Genomic DNA, 21125 nt, shown 5'->3' with positions numbered 1-21125 from the left:
TAGCTTTTAGCAACAGTCTACCACTCCTCATTGTCAATTCCTGTCACTGGAATACTGCTTGAGTGTTTCTTCTAGGCGCTTCACTACTTTTTGGCGTAGGCCGCTTGGTGCTAGCACTTCGATGTCTGGCCCGTATTTGAGAATATCTTGAATGAGTTCGGTGTCATTTTTGTAGGGCAAGGTGATTTGATAACTACCATCCTCCAACCAGCTTGTTGTTTGCTTTGGATGCCAAATTTCAAATTGTGTCCAGCGGGCTTGATAAGCCGAAAATTTGAGCACGGCCTGTTGATCGGCTTGGCCGGCAAAAATACCGTAGCTGGTTTCAAAGTGGTGTTTGAGTTGTTTGGGTTCAAGGTTGTGCGCGGGTTGATCTAATAACCAGGCCTGGTTGATGGCTTCTAGTGAAAAGCTGCGAATCGCTTGGCGGTGGTGGCAATAGGCGTCGAGTAGCCAGTGGTCGCGGTAGCGAATCAGTTGTTGCGGTGAGATTTCGCGCTCGTTGACTTCGTTTGTATGACGACTCCAAAACTTAATTTTAAGCCGTTGTTGATTGGAAAGTGCTTGCGCCAGGGTGTTGAAGATTTGTTGATTGAGTTGGCTGGTGGCGATTTCGATGATTTTTATTTTTTGACTAAGTTCTGATGCGCCGCCTTGTTTGCCGAGCAGGGTTTCAATATGGTGTTTGTAGGGTTCGAGTTGTTGCGCAAGCAGGCCGTGTTGTAGTTGTTTAAGGCTATTGTAAAAAACTAACATGGCTTGAAGCTCGGCGGTGGTGAACCAGTACCCGGCTAAATGAACTTTTTCGTGCTTGGGACCCGACCAGTAAACCTGGTTGTCTGAAATAATCCAGGGCGCATTATAGTCAAGCACGAGCTGTTCGATGTCTCTGCGCAGGGTACGCGGGCTGCATTCGAAGCGTTCAGCAAGCTGTTCAAGGCTGTAGCTGTGGGTCATGCGTTCAAGCTGTTGAGTCAGTTGATTGAGCCGAGTTAACTTGGTCATCGCCTAGCACCTTTTATTATTTGCTAGACAATATAACGGAGTTAAATCGTTTTTGAAACTGTTTATTTGGTATTTTTGAGCAGGAATAAAACAAGGAGTTTGATGAAAACAGGCAGGCCTGCATAGAGCCACACGAGCGCGTCGAGGCTTTGCTGAGTTTGTTGCTCCCAGCCTAGCCAACCTAAGATCGGAAAGGCGATGCCGACGGCCAGCGCGAGCGCAAGTTTGGTGAGCATGCCCCAGATGCCAAAAAGCAAGCCATTTAGCGCGCCTTGTTGCTGGCTTAGGCGTTGGGCGATATCGGCTTGAATGGACGAGGGTAAGGCAACATCCGCCCCCAAACTAAGGCCTGAGATAAAGCTGATGATTAAAAACCCGGTAAAGTCGCCTGATTCAAGGGTAAACACCCAAACGAAGCTGATGCAGGCGAGTAACATAGAACCGCGCCAGGCCTGGTATTTGCCAATGCGTTTGGCTAGCCATGTCCAGCCGGGCAAAGCAAGGATGCCTGCTATAAAAAACGCGAGTAACAGTACGCCGGTTTGGGTGGAAAGCTCAAGGTAGTGGTCAACAAACAGGATAAACAGGGTTGCGGGTAAGGCGTTGGCAAGACTGTTAAGAAAATAGGCCGGCAGTAATTGACGCGAGGCAGGGTCTTGCCAAATAAGCCGAAGTAAACCTCGCTTGGATGACGCGCTTAGGGTTGGTTTTTTGGCGACAACAGGTAGGCGTAAACGCCAGAGCATTAGACCTAAAAATAGGCTAAGGCTGAGTGCGATGAGTGGAAATAATAAGCTGAAAAAATCACGGCTATCGGGCGCAAGATCCAAGATCACTGGTAAAAGCAAGACGCTGACAACACCTAAAATAGCGAGGGCTTCTCGGCTGGCAGTGAAGTGGGTTTTGCGGTGGACTTGGCGGGTGACTTCTGCGGTCATGGCTTGGTAGGGAATCATAATTAAACTCCATGCCAAATAAACCAACAAGGCCCAGACAAGCAGGTGACCAGCGCTGGCTTGAGCGGGTAACAGCAGTTGCCAGAGACTGACAAGCAACAAGAGCCACCCCACGCCAACCATGCTTTTTCGGCTTTTAATCGTGAGTTTGTCGCGCCACACGCCAATCAGTGGGTCGCTAATCACATCGGTGACACGCGCTAACAGCAGCATTGCGCCAATTAATGCCAGTTCAACCCCCATTTGGTGGTAGTAGTTCGGCAAATAGATATAGAGCGGAATGCCGAGCATGGCTAAGGGCCATGCGGGTAAGCCGTAAATAAGGGGCTGGGTCCAGGCGCGTGAAAACCACATGGTTAGTTCGCTTTGAGTTTTTTGGCAATCCAGTTATTGATCGCGCCGATCAGGGGCACTTTTCGCAGCACGTATTCGCCTGAGTCCCAGTAGTCGATATGGACAATAACTTTACTGGCTTGGTTAATCAGAATTTTGCTCATGCCGTTAATTTGTTGCGTTGGCGCATTAGGTTTGCGCTTAAAGTAAAACCGCCATTCCAGAAATCCGGTTTGATCTTGCCCGGCCATGGCATGAATGCGAAACTGAGGTTCGTGTAGGTTTTCGAACATGTGTTGAAAAATGCGGCTGACATCGCTGATTCCGCGTACTTCGTTAAACGGGTCTTTAAAATAAATATTTCGTTCGTACACCTTGGCGAACTCAAGCTGAAAGCCGCTTGGCTGAAGGTTTTCGAACAGGTCTTTGTATTGAGTTAAAACCTGGTTAATCGCGTTTTCGGTGGGTTCGGTGGTATTCATAAGCGTCTCTTTTTATTAGGGCTTGTACGTTTTAGGGCTTGAGCATTCGGCGTGTTAGGCCAAGCGCCCAGGTGTAGGGCATGATTTTAAGTGCACTCAGAAATAACCGCAAACCAAATGGGAAGCGGATTTCAAAGCGTTTGCTTTGCAGTCCTTTGTTGATTAACGCGGCGGCCTGCGCGGGTTCAACCAGGCCTGGCATACTGAAATCGTTTTTAGCGGTTAAACGGGTTTTAACAAAACCATGATTAATAATTTGCAGCTGAATCTTGTGCTCGGCTAATTCAGGTTGCAAGGATTCGGCTAAATTAACCAGCGCCGCTTTTGGCGCGGAGTAGCCACCGCCATAGGGTAACCCAAAATAACTCGCCAAGCTGGTATTCCATACCCAGCGACCTTGACCTTGGTGGGCAAACAAGGGTTGTAACGCCAGCATCAAAGCAACCGCACCTAGATAATTGGCTTGGTTCATTTTAACGAAGTCTTGCCACTGCCATTGTGCCACCTTCATGGGTTGATAGGCACCAACATTATAAAACCAGAGATCAATCCCGTCGAACATTGACCAGGCCTGGTTGACTTTTAGCTGACAGTCCTGTTGATCGGTTACATCAAGGTTTAAACATTTCAAATTTGCATAACGTTTGGATAACACCGTAAGTTCGGCGGACGATTCAGCCTGACGCGCACTAACTATAACGCTATGACCCTCAGTTAACCAGTGTTTTGTTAATTCCAGCCCGATGCCTTGCGACCCACCCACTAGCCATATTTTAAGTGGCGTAGCTGTTTTGTATAAGTTTTTCATGGCTGTCCTCTTGCTTATTCGTACAATTTGTGTATAAATATAATATAACAAAAAATCATCGCAAGGATAGGCCAATGTTGGATACAAACAAAAAATATAAGGTCGCCGTGATCGGTAGCGGCATAAGCGGTTTAGCGAGTGCTTGGTTTTTAAGCCAGCAACACGATGTCACCTTATTCGAGAAAAATCCAAAACTAGGCGGCCACACGAATACTATTGATATTGAGGTGGAGGGTGAAACCTCTTCGGTGGATACCGGGTTCATTGTTTATAACGAACCCAATTACCCTTATCTTAAAGCTATGTTAGCGCACCTTGAGGTGCCGACTCACCCAACAGATATGAGCTTCGCGGTATCCATTGACCAAGGCAAGCTTGAGTATGCGGGCAATAACCTCAATACGATGTTTGCGCAAAGAGCTAATTTATTTTCGCCCAAACATTGGCGAATGATTTTTGATATTTTGCGTTTTAACAAACTTGGCAAGGCCGATTTAAAACAAGGCTTGTCGCCAGATTTGTCGCTGGGTGAATACCTTGAAATTAATGGCTTTGGCGAAGCGATGCAGCGAGATTATTTATTGCCCATGGCCGCGGCGATTTGGTCTTGTCCAACGCAAGCTATGTTGCATTTTCCTGCAAATAGCTTTTTGCAGTTCTTTGAAAACCACGGGCTATTGAATGTTAATGAACGCCCCCAGTGGCAAACGATTGTAAACGGTTCACAAACCTATATAAACCGTATTATTGAAAAGCAGTGTTTTAAAATCCATCAAAGCGGCATCACTGAGGTGTACCTCCCCTCCGTCAGCAGTGAATCGACACAATTGATTAGCGCTGACGGTGAACGCCATCAGTTTGATCAGGTGGTGTTTGCTTGTCATGGTGATGAGAGTTATCAATTGTTAAAGCCTTTTGGTTTTGAGTTATTAAAACACTTTCGTTATCAGTTAAACCAGGCCTGGTTGCATACCGACATTAATCAAATGCCTAAACGCAGATCCGCTTGGGCTTCGTGGAATTATTTAAGCGCTAAAACTGTCGAAGCGGAACGAGGCGTAGCGGTGAGTTATTGGATGAACCAATTGCAACCGCTGAATCTTTCAACCGATGTGTTTGTTACCCTAAACCCGATTGAGCCACCGGACCAAACTAAGGTGATTCAAAAAATGGATTATATGCACCCGGTCTTTGATCGTGCGGCGATTCAAGCTCAGGCTGATCTACAAAAAATCCAAGGCCATAAAAATTGCTGGTTTGCTGGTGCCTACACCGGATATGGTTTTCATGAAGACGGCTTAACCAGCGCAGTGAATATTGCGCGTAAATGGCAGATCGCGCTGCCTTGGGAACGATAAGATGGCCTCTTGCCTGTACTTTGGTCAAGTGATGCATGAACGTGAGCAGCCGGTTGCCTATAAGTTTGTTTACCAAACCGTTAGTATCAAGGTGGACATTGACCAGATCGAACAGGAAGCTAAAGATAGCCCGCTTTTAAGTTTGAACCGTTTTAATTGGGTCAGCCTAAGGTTTAAAGATCATGGCCCGCGAGATGGCACCTCTTGGCGCACATGGGTTGATGGCTTTTTAGCCGGCTACGATGTCGCGCGCCCTGCTCGCGTTGAGCTGCTGTGTTATCCACGTATCTTGGGGTATAGCTTTAATCCGCTGGCGGTGTGGTACGCCTATGATGCAGACAATCAGCTGGTTGCGTTAATCGCTGAGGTAAGCAATACCTTCGGTCAGTGGCATCATTATGTGCTCAAACCCGAAGGCCGGACCGGAACGATTAAAGCCGAAGCGGATAAGATGTTTCATGTATCCCCGTTTATTGATATGCAGGCTCGTTATCATTTTCGGCTTAAATGCCCAGCAGACCAGGTATTTACCTATATCAAAGAAACCCGTGAGGGTCGGCCTTTTTTTTACGCGAGCCAATCGGGTCGCCAGCAACCGCTTAATACTAAAACACTTTTGAAACTTTTAGGCTTTGCGCCATGGCGCGCGCTTAAAGTTATCAGTCTTATTCATTGGTGGGCGCTAAAAATCTGGCTAAAAGGCGGCCAATTTCACCCTACTCCCAAACACCTTGAATCCGTCAATTATAGTCATTCGGAGATGAAGCTATGCTAACCAAATCACAAACTAAAACGCTGGATAATATTGAATCCATTAAACAAACGCGTGTGCCGTTTTATGGGGAATATTTGCTTAACTGGCTGCCGTTTGATCAGATTCAAACAGGCTCACTAACCGTTCAGCTTGGCGAACACCAACGCCGCTTTAACGGCAAACAGCCCGGCATTCATGCTGAGTTAATGATTTTAAACCCACTAGGTTTTAGCTGGATGTTATTTATGCAGGGCGAGCTGGGGTTTGCCAAAGCCTATGCCGACGGACTGATCGCGACACCTTGTTTACATAGTTTGCTCCGCCTGGGTGCGGCCAATGAGCGCGCGCTTGGCGATACACTTAAGGGTAAAAACTGGTTTTATCGTCGCTTTTTAGCCAAACATCAGGCCAACCATAACTCGATTGAAAACAGCCGAAACAATATTTCAGCTCACTATGATCTGGGGAATGACTTTTATCAACTTTGGCTTGATGAAACCATGAGTTATTCAAGCGCTTTGTATGCCGACAACCCCACTGAGCTTGCCTCTGGCCAATCCGCAAAGTATCAACGTATTTTGCACGAGCTGGACATCCAACCGGGTGAGCATATTTTGGAAATTGGCTGTGGCTGGGGCGGCTTTGCAGAGCAGGCGGCACAATTGGGCGCGCAGGTTTCCGGAGTCACCCTATCCCGTGAACAACTTGAGTTTGCCAAAAACCGCTTGAAGCATGCCGGCTTAAGCGACAAAACCAATCTTAGTTTAACGGACTACCGTCATATTGATGGCCAGTTTGATCATATTGTTAGCATTGAAATGTTTGAAGCGGTGGGTAAGGAGTATTGGCACAGTTACTTTTCTCAGCTGCAAAAACTCTTGAAGTCTGACGGTAAAGCGGTTTTACAGATTATTACGATTGATGAAGCCTATGCGCAGAGTTATCAAAACGGCGTAGACTTTATCCAAACTTATATTTTTCCTGGCGGATTATTGCCGTCTAAAACCCAGCTGCATGCATTAGCTGAGCACTATGGCTTTGCGGTCACTAACCAACTTAATTTTGGGCAAGATTATGCCCATACCCTTTGGCAGTGGCGTGAAAACTTTGATGCCCATCGCGATGCGTTGGAAAAGCTCGGCTACGATGCGCGCTTTCAGCGAATTTGGCATTACTATTTGGATTATTGTCGCGTTGGCTTTGAAACGCAACGTACCGATGTTATTCAACTTACCTTGGAGAAGAAACGTGGCTAAGTGCACGCCCAATCATAGCGATAGCTTGAAAGCGGTCCACCGCAAATTATTTACTTCGCCACAATTGTTTGGCCTGAAGTTTTTGATGCTTGTTATCGGGTTTTTATTCCTTACAGGATGCAGCAATATGAAAATTGAACACTACGCCGACACCCAGCCTAGGCTGGATTTATTTGAGTACTTTGAAGGTAAGACCTATGCATGGGGGCTGTTTCAAACGCGCAGCGGTGAGGTTAAGCGTCGGTTTTATGTCGATATTACAGGTACAATTGAGGGCAATGTATTGACCTTGGATGAGCAGTTTGTTTATGACGATGGCGAAACTGAACAACGCATTTGGGTGATTGAGCGTACCGCGCCCAATAACTATCAAGGCACCGCAGGCGATGTGATTGGTAAGGCTTACGGGCAAACCGCCGGTTCGGTTTTTAATTGGCACTATACCCTAGACTTGCCTTATGGCAAAAGTTCTATCCATGTTCAATTTGACGACTGGATGTTCTTGCAACCGGATGGGGTGATGCTCAATCGTGCTGAGGTTAAAAAATGGGGCTTGCGTGTTGGAGAGGTCACCTTGGCTTTCAGTAAACTAGACCACCGAACGGCTGCTGGAAATTTGCAATGAAATCGATCCTTATCGCACTCGTTTTGTTCATCCCTACTACCAGCTGGGCACAAAGCCAATGGATTAAACTAGGCGAAGGTACAGCACGCTGGGGGCTGTTTAAGCTTTATGATGCAAGGCTTTTTGCGCCGCCTGAACGGTCATCAGAAAATTTGCTTTCCGATGACACGCCTCTAAAGTTAGAACTCTGTTATGCAAGACGTTTAACCGTTGAAAACTTTGTTGATGGCGCGAACCACGTTCTCGCAAAACAACCACTAACACCGACTTTGCAACAGGCTGTTGATCAGTTACATCTGGCCTATCGTCCTGTTGAAAAAGGCGATTGCTATATATTGCATTATCAACCCGAGGAAGGAACACGCTTAGTTCTTAATCAACAAACCTTAACCACCGTTGATACAGCGGGGTTTAAAGCGGTTTATTTTGGTATTTGGTTGGGTGATCAACCCTTATCCACTCATCTAAAAGCATCGCTCTTGGAAAACCTATGACACATTTAATTTGGTTACAACGGGATTTACGACTCGCGGATCATGCCCCGTTGTTTAAGGCTATACAACGACAACAAAAGCTAGTGATTGCTTATATCCATGATCCCAAGTTAACGCTGGGCGAAGCAAATTCTGCGTGGTTGGCGCATAGTTTAGTTAGCCTGCAAAAATCTATTGAAGCAAAAGGCGGTGATTTATTAATGCTTGAAGGGGATTTTGAATCTTGTTTTGAGTGTTTACTAAAAGAGCATTCCATTCAACAAGTCTCCTACCATTATGAAGTGGGAAAACCCTTCCAGGTTCAACAAAACTTAGCGCTCAATGTCTGTAAAAAGTTTAAAGTTAGTTTGCAACCCTTTGACCAGGCCTGGTTGCCTGTGGATCAGGTATTATCACAAAAGGGCGGTACCTATTCGGTATTTACCCCTTTTTACAAAAAACTTCTCACTCTGCTTAATCAAGTAGCCCTACCACTCAACGAACCTCAAGACTTATCTGCTTGTAAACTAACCCAACCCAGTCCATTGCCCGCTGACTTAATCACAATTAGTCAACAGCCTTGGGCCAAACAAATGTTATCCCATTGGCAATCCGATAAGGGTGAGCTAACGATAGGAGAAGATGCCGCCCTAAAACGGTTTAATGACTTTCTTCAGCAAGATTGCAATGACTATCCTGACGCACGTGATTTCCCAGCCCAGCCCTCAACCAGTCGGTTATCAACCCATTTACAATTTGGCGAACTATCCATGCGACAGCTGCTTTACCGTCTTCAGGCGGCTAAATCAAATCCGGAATACCAAGTTCACGCTCTAGATGTTTTCATTCGTCAACTGTCTTGGCGTGAATTTGGCCGTTATTTATTGAACTTTCATCCACAGCTTGAGAATGAACCTTTTCAAGCTAAATTCGCTCAATTCCCATGGGATAATCGGCCAGACCTAATCGCGTTATGGCAACATGGCCAAACCGGATTCCCGATTATCGATGCCGGAATGCGTGAACTTTGGCATACGGGTTGGATGCATAATCGCGTTCGAATGCTTGTAGCTTCGTGGTTAACAAAAAATGCAAACCAGTCTTGGCAACATGGCCAGGCCTGGTTTGCTAACACCTTAATTGATTCCGATCCTGCTAATAATGCAATGGGCTGGCAATGGGTCGCAGGCTGTGGTGTGGATGCGGCACCCTACTACCGTTTATTTAACCCAGTTGTGCAAAGTGAAAAATTTGATGCTGATGCGCAGTATATAAAACAGTGGGTTCCTGAACTAAAAGCTCTGCCCGCGCGCTATTGTCATGCGCCCTGGCTACATCGTGATAGCCTAGCCCAATATGGGTTTAAACTCGGTGAGAATTACCCAAAACCGTCACTCGACTTGCAACTTAGCCGAGCTCAACATCTGCAACGTGTAGAAACGAACAAGAATTATACTTAAACGTTACAGTTGAAAATTTTACTGTTTAGAGTATTATGGCAAAATTATGAAAAAGTTAGATCCCAACGCCCTATTTCCGATTCGGGAGGTTTCACGCCTCACCGGAATTAAGCCCATCACTTTACGTGCGTGGGAGAGACGCTATGAGCTTATTGAACCGGTGCGAACCGAATCAGGCCATCGCCTTTACACGCAAGACCACATCGATTATCTGAACCAGGCTTTAAGGTTAATGGATAAGGGTATCCCGATTAGCCGTGTAAAATCGGTTTTATCCGAGGCACCTGTTGTTCAAATGCAAATGCAACCTGAACATCATCAGTCCGAATCAATCCACAGCGCTATCCGAGCTGTAACCGATTTCGACCTAACGCAACTAGAGCGAAGCCTTGATCGGTTATTTGCTGATTACTCACTCAAACCACTTTTACCCTTATTAACAGAGGTCGATAATGCGCTGTCAACCGACCCTCACACTGCATTAGCATTAAATTTGTGGCATACATGCGTTACCCAGCGAATTCAGGTAAGGTTGCACCAGTTTCAACAATCTAATCGTTTTACTGCGCGGACCCTGTTTATTCAGCGAACGCCGCATTCCTCGGTTTGGATGACAAAATTTATTGCTTTGTTTTGCTTTGAACAGGGTTATCAACCCTTGCATTTTGATAAGATACTGGCACTAGACAGTGTCCAAGAATTACATGAACAGCTTGATTTACACGGATTTATACTCGTAGATAACTTAGATTCAGATTACCAACAATGGAGTCCTTATATCAAAAACTTCTCAAGTATTAAAAGCTGGGTACTTGGAGGTAGTGATTTAGAAGCCCTTGAGCCACCCAGCGTTAACTGTGAATTACGTGCTTGGCCGAATTGGCTAAAATCGTTTTAACCTAATCCAAACTGAAACGCTCAAAATCGCAATGGGTGCTTTAGCCTTGGGCTGATTTTATCTGCCTAATTTCGGCTCGCGCAGCTTCAAGCTCCATCGCCAGCGTAACCTGTGCAGTTACATCTTTTTGAATGCCGATATAGTAGGTTATTTTATCTAGCTCGTCATAAAAGGGGGTGACACTTAGTTCATTCCAAAACACACTACCGTCTTTTCTATAGTTTTTCAGTATCGTTCTGACCGGCCGCTGATCATTTATCGCATCACGAATAATATGAACGGCTGTTTGGTCTGTATCATCCCCCTGAAGAAAACGACAATCTTGATATAGGATATCATCGGAACTGTAACCGGTAAGTTTTTCAAACGCAGGATTTACATAGACCAGAATCGTGTCATCTCCTTCTTTTTCTGCGACGACTATCCCATCTTGGGCAGACTCAACCAACTGTAACAACAATTCATTTCTCAAGGTAAACTTTTTCATGCTTTGTCCTATTGACCATATTAAATAGCATTCTAGCAACTCAATTAGCTATTGAAAATAAGGTGGGGAAATTAATACAGAAATAATTAGCATTATTTAAAAATGGCAAAAAAAAACCCGCTTTAATGCGGGTTTTTTTGACAGCGTAAAATTATTAACGCTTCGAGAACTGCGGACGACGACGTGCTTTGCGTAGACCCACTTTTTTCCGCTCAACTTTACGCGCATCACGAGTCAATAAGTCAAGCGAACGCAATGCAGAGCGGCTACCTTCTTCATAAGATAACAATGCACGAGCGATGCCATGACGAATCGCTCCTGCTTGACCTGTAGTTCCACCACCAACAACGGTGATGTAAGCATCAAACTTACCTTCGCTTTGTGTAGCTTCGATAGGTTGATTAATAACCATCAAATCTGTTTCACGTGCGAAATACTGATTCATTTCACGACCATTTACCATCATCTTGCCAGAACCAGCGCGTAAGAAAACACGTGCTACTGAGCTTTTACGACGACCTGTTCCGTAATATTGTTCTGTTGCCATAGTAGTTTTCCCCTTACAGCGCTAGTGTTTGTGGTTGTTGTGCAGTATGTGGATGTTCTGTACCCGCATACACTTTCAACTTGCGATACATATCACGGCCTAATGAACCACGTGGTAACATACCTTTAATTGCTAATTCAAGAACACGCTCAGGTTTCGACTCGATCATCTTTTCGAATGAAATCGACTTCAAATTACCAATGTAACCCGTATAACGATGATACATTTTGTTTTTACGTTTGTTGCCAGTCACGCCAATTTTTTCAGCATTAACAATCACAATATAATCACCGCAATCAACGTGAGGTGTATATTCCGGCTTGTGTTTACCACGCAAGCGTAACGCAACCTCTGCCGCTAAACGACCTAGCGTTTTGCCCTCTGCATCAACAACGTACCAGTCGCGTTTTACTTCTGCTGGTTTTGCTACAAATGTTCCCATTTCAAAATCCTAATAAAGTTAATAATCCTAAATCGCGCCACTAACCTTATGCTAGTGCCACATCCTTACTGTTTAACGGGCAATAAGAGGGGGAAGGATTAATTAGACCAGTGATTATAAAGAAGTTATGCCATGCTTACAAGCATTTATAGTCTTAAGCATGACAAATATTTTGTTAATTATCTCGCTTGGCCTGCATTTAAAATGCCGCCAATGCCTTGGCCACGCTGATCTAAAGGTAAATAACAAGAGTTTCCTGCACCTAAATATACTTGGGTAGGGCGAAAAATCTTATTATTCTGTAGCTGTTCGCGCCAATGCGCCATCCAACCCGCTGAACGCGCAACCGCAAATATGGAGGTGAACATTTTAGGGTCAAACCCCATTTCCTTGTAAAGTATACCTGAATAAAAGTCTACATTTGGATAAACACCTTTGTGCCCTAAATGTTCTTCACAAACCCGCTCCACTTCTAACGCGGTTTCAAACATAACACTCAACTTACCACTTTTCGACTTTTTAGCTAGCAATTTCTCTGATAGCTGCTGAAGAATGGTTGCACGAGGGTCTTTTGTTTTGTATTCACGATGCCCCATACCCCAAATTACTTTTTTATTCGCTAGGCGTTCTTCTATGTAGGCTCGCGCATTTTCTGGTCGCCCAATCTTTTCCAACATTTCGATCACCATTTGATTGGCACCACCATGCAAAGGCCCAGATAACGACGCAATCGCGGATGAAATAACTGAACAAGGGTTAGCTAAAGTAGAGCCTGTAACCATTGTTGTGAAGGTTGACGCATTTATTGTATGTTCAGCATGTAAAATAAGGCAGGCATCTAGCAATCTAGCCCAGTCCGGATCGGGTTGCTCACCTGTAACCATATAAAGAAAATTTTCGGCGTAATTTAAATCTTTGCGTGGCTCAATAGGATCATAACCATTGCGCATATGCTCCCAACTGGCAACTAGGGTTGCCATGTGAGCAATAATCTTTACCGTTACATCATTTATATAGCCTTGGTTTTCAGTACCACCCTTCATATATTCTGTACTAGGGTAAAAACTTGCCAAACTTGCTACAACAACTTGCAGCATATGCATAGGGTGCGTAGTTTCTGGCAAATTTTTCATTATTTCGCGTATGTTGTATTTTACGCGTCGATGATCTCGTAACTGTTGGTCAAAGTCAGCCAACTCGTTAGTAGTTGGGAGTTCACCAAATAAGAGGAGCAGCGTCGTTTCTTCAAAAGATGATTTTTCTGCTAGCTCCATAATATTGTATCCACGATAAGTAAGTACGCCCTTTTGACCGTCGATATATGAAATTTTCGATTCGGTGGCCGGAACGCCTGCCAATCCTGGAATATACTGCATTTGACCCAGTCCTTTAATACTAATTAAACACTAAATGAAGAACCACAACCACAAGTAGTTGTTGCATTTGGATTTTCTATTACAAATCGTGCACCTTGTAAATCTTCAAGGTAATCAATTTTTGCACCCACTAGATATTGAAAGCTCATCGAGTCAATAAGTAATGTAACGCCATCCTTTTGGACAGCCGTATCATCTTCAGCTTGCGACTCATCAAATGTAAAACCATATTGAAACCCCGAGCAACCACCACCACTGATGTAAACACGAAGCTTCAATGCAGAATTACCTTCATCTTCGATCAATCCACTGACTTTTGAGGCAGCCGCTTCGGTAAACGTTACCGGTTTAGACATCTCAGACATAATGGCCTCCTTTTCTATATAGCCCAGTTTAGTTGCCTCATAAAAATATGTGGCTTATTGTTCTAATTGCATTATAAACCAAAAGCCGTGTACTAAAAACATTGCTGCTTGCACGATACATAATTAGGGCATTAAGGCCAACTGTTCAAGGCCACAGGCTTCATCTAACCCAAACATTATATTCATATTCTGAATAGCTTGACCCGATGCGCCTTTAACCAAATTATCAATAACTGAAGTAACAACAACGACATCGCCGCCCGCTGGACGATATACTGCCATTCTACACATGTTTGAACCCTTTACCATTCGGGTGTCTGGCAAGCTTCCTGCAGGCATTACATCAACGAATGGTTCCTGACTATATTCTTTTTCAAATAAGGTTTGCAATTGTTCTTGTGACCAGTCCTCTGTTAACTTAGCATAAAGCGTCGCCTCAATACCTCGAATCATCGGAACAAGATGAGGTACAAAGGTTAGTTTTACCTTCTTCCCTTGTGCCATACCTGTTAACCCTTCTGCAATTTCAGGTAAATGACGATGTCCACTGATTCCATAAGCCTTAAAGCTTTCGCTCGTCTCTGCACTCAATGAGCCCACTTTTGCTCCGCGTCCTGCACCACTTACACCTGATTTCCCATCTGCAACAAGATGCGCTAGATCAATAATTCCGGCTTTTAGCAAGGGCTTAAAACCCAATTGTATTGCTGTTGGGTAACAGCCTGGGTTAGCGATTATCTTGGCGTCTTTAATTTTCTCACGATTTAATTCAGGTAAACCATAAACGACCTGGCTCATAACTTGAGGACATGTATGCTCCATATCATACCACTCTTGCCAAACAACTAAGTCGTTCAACCGAAAGTCTGCAGCTAAGTCGATTACCCTTACACCCGCTTCGATTAACTCCGGAGTTAAACTCATCGCAACGCCGTGAGGGGTTGCAAAAAACACAATATCACACGCCTTGAGCTCTGACATATTAGGTTCTGAAAAACAAAGTTTAAAGCGGCCTCGCAAACTTGGGAACATGTCAGCAACGGGCATGCCTGCTTCTGAGCGTGACGTAATCACCTTAACGTCAGCATAGGGATGGTTCGCTAATAACCGTAACAATTCAACACCGGTATAACCCGTTCCACCAACAATTCCAATCTGAATTTTTTTCATATTTAAACTTCCGAATAATCAAACTTTAGATAATAAAAAAGCACTCTGCTTTTGCATGAGTGCTTTAGGTTTGTCGCTGATTACACTATTCCTTGAGCAAGGCTTAGCCCTTATAACGCTCTACAACCAAAGACGCATTTGTACCGCCAAAACCAAAGCTATTGCTCATAATTCGATTCAATCCAGCATTCTCGATTGTTTCAGTGACTATTGGCATACCTTCACAGTCAGGATCGAGAGTTTCGATATTTATAGATGGGGCAATAAAGTCATTCTCCATCATGATTAAACTATAAATTAACTCATGAACACCCGCCGCACCGAGCGAGTGACCTGACATGGCTTTAGTTGAACTAATTCGCGGTATAGCATTACCAAAGACCTCTCTAACAGCCGCCATTTCTTTGGTATCCCCCACAGGTGTACTTGTTCCATGAGGGTTAATGTAATCAATTTCACCTTTCACCGTACTGAGTGCTTGGCGCATACAACGCACAGCACCTTCACCCGATGGTGCTACCATATCATAACCATCTGAGTTGGCACCATAGCCGACGATTTCAGCATAAATCTTAGCGCCTCGTGCCAGTGCATGTTCTAACTCTTCAACGACAACCATGCCACCACCACCAGCAATAACAAAACCATCTCGATTTGCATCATAGGTTCGTGATGCTTTTTCAGGGGTGTCGTTATATTTGGAGGATAATGCACCCATCGCGTCAAATAAAACTGACATCGTCCAATGAAGTTCTTCACCTCCACCAGCAAAAACAACGTCCTGTTTTCCTAGCTGTATTTGCTCCATAGCCGCGCCAATACAATGAGCACTTGTTGAACAAGCTGAACTTATTGAGTAGTTAATACCTTTTATTGCAAAAGGTGTAGCCAAGCACGCAGAGACTGTACTCCCCATTGTACGCGTAACCATATAGGGACCAACACGCTTTACACCCTTGTCACGAGTAATCTCTACCGCTTGGGTTGAGTTTGAGTTTGAACCGCCACCCGATCCAGCAATAATTCCTGTTCTTTCATTAGAAATCATTTCAGGAGTTAATCCAGAATCGGCTACCGCCTGGTCCATGGCAATATAACTATATGCTGCCGCATCGCCCATAAAACGAAGTTGCTTGCGAGGAATTAATGCGGCAAAATCTACATCTTTTATCGAACCATGGACTTGTGACCTTAACCCGTTGTGCTGATATTCAGGAGCCGTAACAATACCCGATCTTCCCGCATGCAAAGATGACTTTACTTGGTTTTTATTATTGCCTAAACTCGACACTATCCCTAAACCGGTAATAACAACTCGCTTCATAATTAAAATGCATCCGTATTAGTAAACAATCCAACTTTAAGATCTGTAGCACTATATATTTCACGACCATCAACATACAATTTTGCGTCACCAATACCCATATAGAGTTTTCTTTTAATAACACGCTTCATGTTAATGACATATTCTACTTTCTTAGCTTTGGGTAAAACTTGCCCGTAGAACTTAACTCCTCCAGAGCCTAAAGCTCGACCACGCCCTGGACCACCAGTCCAACCAAGGAAAAAACCAATTAATTGCCACATAGCGTCTAGGCCCAGACAACCTGGCATAACAGGGTCTTCATTAAAGTGACATTCAAAAAACCATAGATCTGGATTCACATCAAGCTCTGCTTTTATTAAGCCCTTTCCAAAATCGCCTCCCTCTTCAGAAATATGAGAGATGCGATCAAACATAAGCATAGGAGGCTTCGGCAGCTGCGCATTACCTGCACCAAATAATTCACCGCGTCCGCAGGCTAGAAGCTCATCTTTTGTATAGCTAGACTGTTGTTCCATTACATTTTCCAAGTGTTAAATTACTCAACTATTATAACAGTGGAATTTAAAATGGTAAAATTAAGATTTGCTTAAAGCAGTATGAAAACAAAGATATAGAGTAAAACGAGAATGGTGCCGACAGAGGGACTCGAACCCCCAACCTACTGATTACAAATCAGTTGCACTACCAATTGTGCTATGTCGGCTTGTGTGCGGTATTATAAGTTATTTAATAAATCTGTCAACATTAATTATGTTATTTTAAAGCATACTTATTAAGTAGATATTCATTGGATAATATAAGCTTCATACCATCAAAAACTAATGTGGGTTCTAAAGACCAATTATCAATCAACAATGGATTAATCATAGCCGCATCACCTCCTGTTAAAACTAACTTTACCTTTGCAAACGATGAGTTACCAATATTTATAGCAGCTGTATTAAGTAAACTTGAGACGGATAGCATTACACCCTGATATATTGCACTTCGTGTGTTACAAGCATAACCAGTCTGAAAACTTGAAGGTAACATCCCCTCATCGATAAAGGGTAAAAGCTCACAATTTGAAAGTGATTTAACCATCTTACCAATACCAAGGGATATTAGCCCGCCTTGGTGCATCCCAGAAGCATCTAGGGTATCTAACGTCACAGCTGATCCTAAATCAGCTAATAACACTGCTGAATTATATTTATTATAGGCTGCCAATAAGGCCAACCAACGATCCACACCAAACAAACACGGATCTTCATAGCAGATGGTTACACCAAAAGCATGTTTTTGTGGTTTTATAGCGTACATGGTGCATGTATGAGCTAACAAAATATTAGAAATCATTGACCTCGTAAACTCAATTGAGCCAACACTGCACACTAGTACTCTTTTAGGAAGAAACTTTTTTAGCTCTAATTTATCAAGTATTTCGGTTAGAGATAATGAAACTTCTTCAGTAAAACAGTTATGCAATGATTTGCCCGAAATGTAGTACATCCACTTAATTCTTGTATTACCAATATCTACAAGTAAATCCATCTATAACACCTATTAAGTTCACCCTTAGATTATGCCTTATTTTAGGCAAAAAAAACCCCTCTTTCGAGGGGTTTAGATGTATGGAGCTTGGCGATGACCTACTCTCGCATGGGGAGACCCCACACTACCATCGGCGCTGGAACGTTTCACTTCTGAGTTCGAGAAGGGATCAGGTGGTTCCATTCCGCTATGGTCGCCAAGCAATTCGGTTTTGTAAATGAGTTTTAGCCATTTACTAAAATTCTTTGCTAAGAAGTAATCTCTGCTTTGTAATAGGACACTGTATCTTGGTTTAGCTTTTATCTCAAGCTACACATCAGTTAAGTCACTTTTGAGTTGTATAGTTAAGCCTCACGAGTAATTAGTACAAGTTAGCTTCACACATTACTGCGCTTTCACACCTTGCCTATCAACGTCCTGGTCTTGAACGGCTCTTTAGAAGACTTAAAGTCTAGGGAGAACTCATCTTGGGGCAAGTTTCCCGCTTAGATGCTTTCAGCGGTTATCTTTTCCGAACGTAGCTACCCAGCAGTGCCATTGGCATGACAACTGGAACACCAGCGGTTCGTCCACTCCGGTCCTCTCGTACTAGGAGCAGCCCCCCTCAATTCTCCAACGCCCACGGCAGATAGGGACCGAACTGTCTCACGACGTTCTAAACCCAGCTCGCGTACCACTTTAAATGGCGAACAGCCATACCCTTGGGACCGACTTCAGCCCCAGGATGTGATGAGCCGACATCGAGGTGCCAAACACCGCCGTCGATATGAACTCTTGGGCGGTATCAGCCTGTTATCCCCGGAGTACCTTTTATCCGTTGAGCGATGGCCCTTCCACACAGAACCACCGGATCACTAGAACCTGCTTTCGCACCTGCTCGACGTGTCAGTCTCGCAGTCAAGCACCCTTTTACTCTTGCGCTCATTGCACGATGTCCGACCGTGCTGAGGGTACCTTCGCGCTCCTCCGTTACTCTTTAGGAGGAGACCGCCCCAGTCAAACTACCCACCATACACTGTCCCTGAGCAGGATTCACTGCTCGAGGTTAGAACCTCAATACGATCAGGGTGGTATTTCAAGGATGGCTCCACACGAACTGGCGTCCGCGCTTCATAGCCTCCCACCTATCCTACACAGATAGTATCAAAGTCCAGTGCAAAGCTGTAGTAAAGGTTCACGGGGTCTTTCCGTCTAGCCGCGGGTACACGGCATCTTGACCGCGATTTCAATTTCGCTGAGTCTCGGGTGGAGACAGTGTGGCCATCGTTACGCCATTCGTGCAGGTCGGAACTTACCCGACAAGGAATTTCGCTACCTTAGGACCGTTATAGTTACGGCCGCCGTTTACCGGGGCTTCGATCAAGAGCTTCGCTTGCGCTAACCCCATCAATTAACCTTCCGGCACCGGGCAGGCGTCACACCGTATACGTCATCTTTCGATTTTGCACAGTGCTGTGTTTTTAATAAACAGTCGCAGCCACCTGGTCTCTGCAACCCTCAAACGCTTACGGAGCAAGTCCTTCACCTTCAAGGGCACACCTTCTCCCGAAGTTACGGTGTTATTTTGCCTAGTTCCTTCACCCGAGTTCTCTCAAGCGCCTTGGAATTCTCATCCTGCCCACCTGTGTTGGTTTGGGGTACGGTTCTTTATAACCTGAAGCTTAGAAGATTTTCTTGGAAGCATGGCATCAACCACTTCGTCCAAAAGAGGACTCGTCATCAGTTCTCGGCATTAAAGACCCGGATTTGCCTAAGTCTTCTGCCTACCACCTTAAACAAGGACAACCATCGCCTTGCTGGCCTAGCCTTCTCCGTCTCTCCATCGCAGTTATAAAAAGTACAGGAATATTAACCTGTTTCCCATCGATTACGCTTTTCAGCCTCACCTTAGGAGCCGACTAACCCTACGTCGATTAGCGTTGCGTAGGAAACCTTGGGCTTTCGGCGAGGGAGCTTTTCACTCCCTTTATCGCTACTTATGTCAGCATACGCACTCGTGATATCTCCAGCATGCCTTCCAGCACACCTTCTCAGACTTACACGACGCTCCCCTACCATGCCTTTTGGCATCCGCAATTTCGGTACACTACTTAGCCCCGTTAAATCTTCGGCGCAGGCCGACTCGATCAGTGAGCTATTACGCTTTCTTTAAAGGATGGCTGCTTCTAAGCCAACCTCCTGACTGTCTAAGCCTTCCCACATCCTTTCCCACTGAGTAGTGTTTAGGGACCTTAATTGGCGGTCTGGGTTGTTTCCCTCTTGACAACGGACGTTAGCACCCGCTGTCTGTCTCCCATGATTGCACTTGTTGGTATTCGGAGTTTGCAATGGGCTGCTAAGCCTTGACGGCCCGCTAGACCATAACAGTGCTCTACCCCCAACAGTGAGACATGAGGCACTACCTAAATAGTTTTCGGGGAGAACCAGCTATCTCCGGGCTTGATTAGCCTTTCACTCCGATCCACAGCTCATCCCCTAATTTTTCAACATTAGTGGGTTCGGACCTCCAGTTGATGTTACTCAACCTTCATCCTGGCCATGGATAGATCGCCCGGTTTCGGGTCTACTGCATGCTACTAGTCGCCCATTTAAGACTCGGTTTCCCTACGGCTCCCCTATTCGGTTAACCTTGCAACACACAGTAAGTCGCTGACCCATTATACAAAAGGTACGCAGTCACCCCTCACTAAAGTGTCTTATCTTTAGCTTGGCTTTCTCACTAAAGTGAAGACACTTTAGTGAGGGGCTCCCACTGCTTGTACGTACACGGTTTCAGGTTCTATTTCACTCCCCTTCTGGGGTTCTTTTCGCCTTTCCCTCACGGTACTGGTTCACTATCGGTCGGTAGAGAGTATTTAGCCTTGGAGGGTGGTCCCCCATATTCAGACAGGATTTCACGTGTCCCGTCCTACTCGTTTTCACAAAAATAACGTTTTCGCATACAGGACTATCACCTTGTATCGTTGGCTTTTCCACACCATTGTGCTAACGTAGTTCTTGCTTAAGGGCTGGTCCCCGTTCGCTCGCCGCTACTTAGGGAATCTCGGTTGATTTCTTTTCCTCCGGGTACTTAGATGTTTCAGTTCCCGGGTTAGCCTCCCATATAGGGATATCCTCGAAAGGATGGGTTTTCCCATTCAGACATCTCCGGGTCAAAGGTTATTTGCCACCTCACCGAAGCTTTTCGCAGGCTATCACGTCTTTCATCGCCTTCTACCGCCTAGGCATCCACCGTGTACGCTTAATCACTTAACTATACAACTCAAAAATAACTTATTAGTAAACTAATGCGTTGGCTTTGACCTTTTGTGTTGACTTATTTATTGCTAAATAACTCAATCAAAGCGTGCTTTTTGAGCATACAACGTAACTAAGATTCTTCGCTGACATGTTCGCTTGAGATTGCCCATCAAGATACATGTATTACCTATTACTTCAATCTAGTTGGAGACTAGATTGAATTTCGTTAC

Annotated in this window: 20 protein-coding genes, 1 tRNA gene and 2 rRNA genes; 7 read left to right on the top strand and 16 right to left on the bottom strand. The window is 44.8% G+C overall.

The window, feature by feature from the left end:
* Window positions 1-33: 33 nt before the first annotated feature.
* From P8S55_RS06025 to P8S55_RS06010, 4 genes are all read right to left on the bottom strand, one after another.
* Window positions 34-1005, bottom strand: a complete 972-nt coding sequence (locus tag P8S55_RS06025) for a helix-turn-helix transcriptional regulator (RefSeq protein WP_289223333.1) — start codon at window positions 1003-1005, stop codon at window positions 34-36.
* Between the two features lie 62 nt (window positions 1006-1067).
* A complete protein-coding gene (locus P8S55_RS06020; protein WP_289223332.1) occupies window positions 1068-2315 on the bottom strand; it encodes an MFS transporter in 1248 nt (415 codons plus the stop codon).
* Between the two features lie 2 nt (window positions 2316-2317).
* Entirely contained in the window at window positions 2318-2776 is a 459-nt protein-coding gene (locus P8S55_RS06015; protein WP_289223331.1) for a nuclear transport factor 2 family protein, read from the bottom strand.
* Between the two features lie 31 nt (window positions 2777-2807).
* Entirely contained in the window at window positions 2808-3584 is a 777-nt protein-coding gene (locus P8S55_RS06010; protein WP_289223330.1) for an SDR family NAD(P)-dependent oxidoreductase, read from the bottom strand.
* A gap of 74 nt (window positions 3585-3658) precedes the next feature.
* On the opposite strand from P8S55_RS06010, the gene P8S55_RS06005 reads away from it, so the two are divergent.
* From P8S55_RS06005 to P8S55_RS05975, 7 genes are all read left to right on the top strand, one after another.
* Window positions 3659-4942: an NAD(P)/FAD-dependent oxidoreductase gene (locus tag P8S55_RS06005; protein ID WP_289223329.1), complete on the top strand. Its 1284-nt coding sequence runs from the start codon at window positions 3659-3661 to the stop codon at window positions 4940-4942.
* Window position 4943: 1 nt separating this feature from the next.
* Complete coding sequence (locus P8S55_RS06000) at window positions 4944-5717, top strand: DUF1365 domain-containing protein (RefSeq protein ID WP_289223328.1); 774 nt, start codon at window positions 4944-4946, stop codon at window positions 5715-5717.
* Window positions 5711-6952: an SAM-dependent methyltransferase gene (locus tag P8S55_RS05995; protein WP_289223327.1), complete on the top strand. Its 1242-nt coding sequence runs from the start codon at window positions 5711-5713 to the stop codon at window positions 6950-6952. The genes P8S55_RS06000 and P8S55_RS05995 overlap by 7 nt, the downstream gene beginning before the upstream one ends.
* A gap of 85 nt (window positions 6953-7037) precedes the next feature.
* Window positions 7038-7577 carry a DUF3833 domain-containing protein gene (locus P8S55_RS05990; protein ID WP_289225313.1) on the top strand — a complete coding sequence of 180 codons (540 nt, stop codon included), beginning with the start codon at window positions 7038-7040 and terminating at the stop codon, window positions 7575-7577.
* Complete coding sequence (locus tag P8S55_RS05985) at window positions 7574-8071, top strand: chalcone isomerase family protein (RefSeq protein WP_289223326.1); 498 nt, start codon at window positions 7574-7576, stop codon at window positions 8069-8071. The genes P8S55_RS05990 and P8S55_RS05985 overlap by 4 nt, the downstream gene beginning before the upstream one ends.
* Window positions 8068-9510, top strand: a complete 1443-nt coding sequence (locus P8S55_RS05980) for a cryptochrome/photolyase family protein (RefSeq protein WP_289223325.1) — start codon at window positions 8068-8070, stop codon at window positions 9508-9510. Before P8S55_RS05985 ends, P8S55_RS05980 begins: the two co-directional genes overlap by 4 nt.
* 46 nt (window positions 9511-9556) lie before the next feature.
* Window positions 9557-10408, top strand: coding sequence for a MerR family transcriptional regulator (locus tag P8S55_RS05975; RefSeq protein WP_289223324.1), 852 nt, complete (start codon window positions 9557-9559; stop codon window positions 10406-10408).
* A 40-nt stretch (window positions 10409-10448) separates the two neighbouring features.
* Here P8S55_RS05975 and P8S55_RS05970 read toward each other — a convergent pair whose 3' ends face one another.
* The 12 genes from P8S55_RS05970 to P8S55_RS05915 form a co-directional block, all read right to left on the bottom strand.
* Window positions 10449-10895 carry a PAS domain-containing protein gene (locus P8S55_RS05970; protein ID WP_289223323.1) on the bottom strand — a complete coding sequence of 149 codons (447 nt, stop codon included), beginning with the start codon at window positions 10893-10895 and terminating at the stop codon, window positions 10449-10451.
* 154 nt (window positions 10896-11049) lie between these two features.
* Window positions 11050-11442 (bottom strand): 30S ribosomal protein S9, encoded by a 393-nt coding sequence (rpsI, locus tag P8S55_RS05965; RefSeq protein ID WP_289223322.1) that lies wholly within the window; start codon window positions 11440-11442, stop codon window positions 11050-11052.
* Between the two features lie 13 nt (window positions 11443-11455).
* On the bottom strand, window positions 11456-11884 hold the full coding sequence (gene rplM / locus P8S55_RS05960; protein ID WP_289223321.1) for a 50S ribosomal protein L13: 429 nt from the start codon (window positions 11882-11884) through the stop codon (window positions 11456-11458).
* 179 nt (window positions 11885-12063) lie between these two features.
* Window positions 12064-13260: a citrate synthase gene (locus P8S55_RS05955; RefSeq protein WP_289223320.1), complete on the bottom strand. Its 1197-nt coding sequence runs from the start codon at window positions 13258-13260 to the stop codon at window positions 12064-12066.
* A 23-nt stretch (window positions 13261-13283) separates the two neighbouring features.
* The gene (gene erpA, locus P8S55_RS05950; protein WP_289223319.1) at window positions 13284-13625 is read right to left on the bottom strand and encodes an iron-sulfur cluster insertion protein ErpA; all 342 of its coding nucleotides are present in this window, start codon (window positions 13623-13625) and stop codon (window positions 13284-13286) included.
* Between the two features lie 123 nt (window positions 13626-13748).
* Entirely contained in the window at window positions 13749-14795 is a 1047-nt protein-coding gene (argC, locus tag P8S55_RS05945; protein ID WP_289223318.1) for an N-acetyl-gamma-glutamyl-phosphate reductase, read from the bottom strand.
* Between the two features lie 103 nt (window positions 14796-14898).
* Window positions 14899-16119, bottom strand: coding sequence for a beta-ketoacyl-ACP synthase I (fabB, locus tag P8S55_RS05940; protein ID WP_289223317.1), 1221 nt, complete (start codon window positions 16117-16119; stop codon window positions 14899-14901).
* A 2-nt stretch (window positions 16120-16121) separates the two neighbouring features.
* Window positions 16122-16637, bottom strand: coding sequence for a 3-hydroxyacyl-[acyl-carrier-protein] dehydratase FabA (gene fabA / locus P8S55_RS05935; protein ID WP_289223316.1), 516 nt, complete (start codon window positions 16635-16637; stop codon window positions 16122-16124).
* Window positions 16638-16749: 112 nt separating this feature from the next.
* Window positions 16750-16825 (bottom strand) — tRNA-Thr (locus tag P8S55_RS05930).
* Window positions 16826-16875: 50 nt separating this feature from the next.
* Window positions 16876-17655: a type III pantothenate kinase gene (locus tag P8S55_RS05925; RefSeq protein ID WP_289223315.1), complete on the bottom strand. Its 780-nt coding sequence runs from the start codon at window positions 17653-17655 to the stop codon at window positions 16876-16878.
* A gap of 85 nt (window positions 17656-17740) precedes the next feature.
* Window positions 17741-17856 (bottom strand): 5S ribosomal RNA (rrf, locus tag P8S55_RS05920).
* A gap of 139 nt (window positions 17857-17995) precedes the next feature.
* Window positions 17996-20910: ribosomal RNA gene (locus P8S55_RS05915) — 23S ribosomal RNA — on the bottom strand.
* Between the last annotated feature and the right edge of the window lie 215 nt (window positions 20911-21125).

It is taken from the genome of Thiomicrospira sp. R3, from assembly GCF_029581415.1.
GTDB lineage: Bacteria > Pseudomonadota > Gammaproteobacteria > Thiomicrospirales > Thiomicrospiraceae > Thiomicrospira.
This window is presented reverse-complemented; position numbering and strand designations above follow the sequence as displayed.

What these genes read in the sequence shown, in the direction of transcription:
- P8S55_RS06025 (WP_289223333.1), bottom strand. Translation starts at nt 1,005, where the DNA reads ATGACCAAGTTAACTCGGCTCAATCAACTGACTCAACAGCTTGAACGC.
- P8S55_RS06020 (WP_289223332.1), bottom strand. Translation starts at nt 2,315, where the DNA reads ATGTGGTTTTCACGCGCCTGGACCCAGCCCCTTATTTACGGCTTACCC.
- P8S55_RS06015 (WP_289223331.1), bottom strand. Translation starts at nt 2,776, where the DNA reads ATGAATACCACCGAACCCACCGAAAACGCGATTAACCAGGTTTTAACT.
- P8S55_RS06010 (WP_289223330.1), bottom strand. Translation starts at nt 3,584, where the DNA reads ATGAAAAACTTATACAAAACAGCTACGCCACTTAAAATATGGCTAGTG.
- P8S55_RS06005 (WP_289223329.1), top strand. Translation starts at nt 3,659, where the DNA reads ATGTTGGATACAAACAAAAAATATAAGGTCGCCGTGATCGGTAGCGGC.
- P8S55_RS06000 (WP_289223328.1), top strand. Translation starts at nt 4,944, where the DNA reads ATGGCCTCTTGCCTGTACTTTGGTCAAGTGATGCATGAACGTGAGCAG.
- P8S55_RS05995 (WP_289223327.1), top strand. Translation starts at nt 5,711, where the DNA reads ATGCTAACCAAATCACAAACTAAAACGCTGGATAATATTGAATCCATT.
- P8S55_RS05990 (WP_289225313.1), top strand. Translation starts at nt 7,038, where the DNA reads ATGCTTGTTATCGGGTTTTTATTCCTTACAGGATGCAGCAATATGAAA.
- P8S55_RS05985 (WP_289223326.1), top strand. Translation starts at nt 7,574, where the DNA reads ATGAAATCGATCCTTATCGCACTCGTTTTGTTCATCCCTACTACCAGC.
- P8S55_RS05980 (WP_289223325.1), top strand. Translation starts at nt 8,068, where the DNA reads ATGACACATTTAATTTGGTTACAACGGGATTTACGACTCGCGGATCAT.
- P8S55_RS05975 (WP_289223324.1), top strand. Translation starts at nt 9,557, where the DNA reads ATGAAAAAGTTAGATCCCAACGCCCTATTTCCGATTCGGGAGGTTTCA.
- P8S55_RS05970 (WP_289223323.1), bottom strand. Translation starts at nt 10,895, where the DNA reads ATGAAAAAGTTTACCTTGAGAAATGAATTGTTGTTACAGTTGGTTGAG.
- rpsI (WP_289223322.1), bottom strand. Translation starts at nt 11,442, where the DNA reads ATGGCAACAGAACAATATTACGGAACAGGTCGTCGTAAAAGCTCAGTA.
- rplM (WP_289223321.1), bottom strand. Translation starts at nt 11,884, where the DNA reads ATGGGAACATTTGTAGCAAAACCAGCAGAAGTAAAACGCGACTGGTAC.
- P8S55_RS05955 (WP_289223320.1), bottom strand. Translation starts at nt 13,260, where the DNA reads ATGCAGTATATTCCAGGATTGGCAGGCGTTCCGGCCACCGAATCGAAA.
- erpA (WP_289223319.1), bottom strand. Translation starts at nt 13,625, where the DNA reads ATGTCTGAGATGTCTAAACCGGTAACGTTTACCGAAGCGGCTGCCTCA.
- argC (WP_289223318.1), bottom strand. Translation starts at nt 14,795, where the DNA reads ATGAAAAAAATTCAGATTGGAATTGTTGGTGGAACGGGTTATACCGGT.
- fabB (WP_289223317.1), bottom strand. Translation starts at nt 16,119, where the DNA reads ATGAAGCGAGTTGTTATTACCGGTTTAGGGATAGTGTCGAGTTTAGGC.
- fabA (WP_289223316.1), bottom strand. Translation starts at nt 16,637, where the DNA reads ATGGAACAACAGTCTAGCTATACAAAAGATGAGCTTCTAGCCTGCGGA.
- P8S55_RS05925 (WP_289223315.1), bottom strand. Translation starts at nt 17,655, where the DNA reads ATGGATTTACTTGTAGATATTGGTAATACAAGAATTAAGTGGATGTAC.